Consider the following 1,733-nt stretch of genomic DNA (forward strand, 5'->3'; position numbering starts at 1 on the left):
CCGAAGGTAAACCTGATGACTGGGGCTAAGTCGTAACAAGGTAGCCGTAGCGGAAGCTGTGGCTGGATCACCTCCTTTCTAAGGAGTAAAACAGGTGTGTTTTCCCCCTACGGGGGAAGATGACATCGAAACGCATCTCTTTTTTGACCTGTGTACGCTATCTAAAAATTTTTTATCTATAGGTGGCCCTTTTGACTATATAGGTTTACAGGGGAAGTTCAGCTTGGCTGTGAACCCTCGCAGTGGGCCTATAGCTCAGTTGGTTAGAGCGCACGCCTGATAAGCGTGAGGTCAGTGGTCCGATTCCACTTAGGCCCACCAGGAAAGCGGTAGATAGTTCATAGTGGGTAGTGGGTGGTTAAAAACCATGAACTAACCACCATAAACCATCAACCAATTGGGGTTGTTCTTTGAAATATGATTTCTATGACCGGGAGGAATATTACAAGCCTAAGATAGCGGAAAAGGTCAGAAATATTCTGCACCGCAGGCTTTTTAAGAATGTTCCTCCTCCGAAAGAGGTTCTGGAGATAGGGGTCGGTTTTGGCGAGTTCGCTCGTTTTTGTAGAACAAACCAGATCGACTATGTAGGAATTGAGCCGAATACTAAGCTGAGAGAAAAACTCAAGGAGGAGGGATTTCAAGTTCTGGATGGCTCTCTGCCAGGACTTCCGGAGTTAGACAGAAGATTTGATCTGATTTTTCTGGGACATATAATCGAGCATCTTAAAGATTATACAGAAGTTTTAGAGTCCCTGGAAAATCTGAAAAGGGTTTTAAAAAAGTCAGGTTATATCGTTCTTCTCTATCCGGAAGTGCCCAAGATCAAGTGGCTGTTTTATCATGATTATACCCATTCCTATCCTACCTCGATTCGCAGAGTGGAGTCTCTATTAAAGGACTCCGGGTATAAGGTTATCGAGAGCCATAATTACGTGAGCTTTATCGTAAAAGGAGCCTGGCTGGTCAATTTGTTAGGCAAGATTTTTCCGTACTTTCTATTCGGAAAACAAAAAAGATATTTCTGGCGGTTATCTTTTTCGATGAATTCTTTTACGGTAGCTCAATTAAAGGGATGAAAGTTACGTAAATGGTTTTCATGAGAGTATATCTCGAACGGGAGAGCGGGCGTAGCCAGGTTACCGATTTGATCCCGCCCAAAACGAGAAGATAAGATTGTTGCGGAGACTGACTTTTACGGGGATATAGCTCAATTGGGAGAGCGCCGCCTTTGCAAGGCGGAGGTTACCGGTTCGATCCCGGTTATCTCCAGAATATAAAAACAGAGTGTATTTCGTATACATAATTCAAAGCCTGATGGATGGTAATTACTACACGGGATACACTTCGGACTTAAAAAGGAGATTGGAACGACACGATTCAGGATACTCACAGGCTACCAAAAAGAGAAAACCATTTGAGTTGGTTTACTGTGAAAGTTACGAAGACAAGAGTGAGGCGATAAAAAGAGAGTATTTCCTGAAAAGCAAAATTGGAGGACCAACTAAAAAAAGTTTGGTTGAAAGTTTTCCTAAAGAGGAGTTAAAAAAATATCTGGAACTGATAAGATAATCGGGAGAGCGGGCGTAGCCAGGTTACCGGTTCGATCCCGGTTATCTCCAGAATATAAAAATAGTAGGTAGCATATAGTAGATAGTATATAGGGAATCATAGAAAATCTGTTCTTTGACAATTGAATAGAGAATTAGGGTGAGCATCTTTTAGGTGCTACA

General features: G+C 42.4%; 2 protein-coding genes, 2 tRNA genes and 1 rRNA gene. All 5 read left to right on the forward strand.

Features of this window, described 5'->3' with window-relative positions:
• Positions 1–78 (forward strand): 16S ribosomal RNA (locus tag MUP17_04675); the annotation flags it as partial.
• A gap of 166 nt (positions 79–244) precedes the next feature.
• Positions 245–321: transfer RNA gene (locus MUP17_04680), tRNA-Ile, on the forward strand.
• A gap of 89 nt (positions 322–410) precedes the next feature.
• Positions 411–1,079: a class I SAM-dependent methyltransferase gene (locus MUP17_04685; protein MCJ7458268.1), complete on the forward strand. Its 669-nt coding sequence runs from the start codon at positions 411–413 to the stop codon at positions 1,077–1,079.
• 120 nt (positions 1,080–1,199) lie between these two features.
• Positions 1,200–1,272: transfer RNA gene (locus MUP17_04690), tRNA-Ala, on the forward strand.
• Between the two features lie 15 nt (positions 1,273–1,287).
• A complete protein-coding gene (locus tag MUP17_04695; GenBank protein MCJ7458269.1) occupies positions 1,288–1,572 on the forward strand; it encodes a GIY-YIG nuclease family protein in 285 nt (94 codons plus the stop codon).
• Positions 1,573–1,733 lie beyond the last annotated feature (161 nt).

This window comes from Candidatus Zixiibacteriota bacterium, from assembly GCA_022865345.1.
Classification (GTDB): Bacteria; Zixibacteria; MSB-5A5; order MSB-5A5; family RBG-16-43-9; genus RBG-16-43-9.